The organism is Absiella sp. AM09-50 (assembly GCF_003433845.1).
GTDB lineage: Bacteria > Bacillota_I > Bacilli_A > Erysipelotrichales > Erysipelotrichaceae > Hoskinsella > Hoskinsella hominis.
The window spans coordinates 1-433 of record NZ_QVFI01000078.1 but is presented as its reverse complement, the minus strand read 5'-3'; the positions used below and the strand labels follow the sequence as shown (position 1 = coordinate 433).

The window sequence follows — 433 nt, the reverse complement described above, 5'->3', positions numbered from 1 at the left end:
TAAACACAAAACATCACAATCACAAAGATTGGTAAAGCTAAGAATCGATTGGTCACAATTTTGTCTATTTTGTCAGAGGTCGTAAGTTTTCCTCTGGTTTTCTTTTTATAACAGTTTTGAATAATGGATGATATATAGAGATATCGTTCGTTTGTGATAATAGATTCGGCATCATCATCCAGCTCTTTTTCTGCATTTTGTATATCTTTTTCAATATGTGCTTTAATAGAATCATTTAATTTTAATAATGAAAGTATCTTTTCATCACGTTCAAACAGTTTCAATGCATACCAGCGTTGTTTTTCCTCTGGCATATCGTGTAATGCCACTTCTTTAATCTGTGCCAAAGCGTGTTCTACAACATCTGAAAATGTATGATAAGAAGCTGTTTTTCCATATGCTGCGGCCTTTATCACCGCATCACTTACATTCT

Annotated in this window: 1 pseudogene; it reads right to left on the bottom strand. The window is 33.3% G+C overall.

Annotated elements, in window-relative coordinates:
• Positions 1–433 (bottom strand): annotated as a pseudogene (locus DW114_RS21160) (ferrous iron transporter B); the annotation flags it as partial.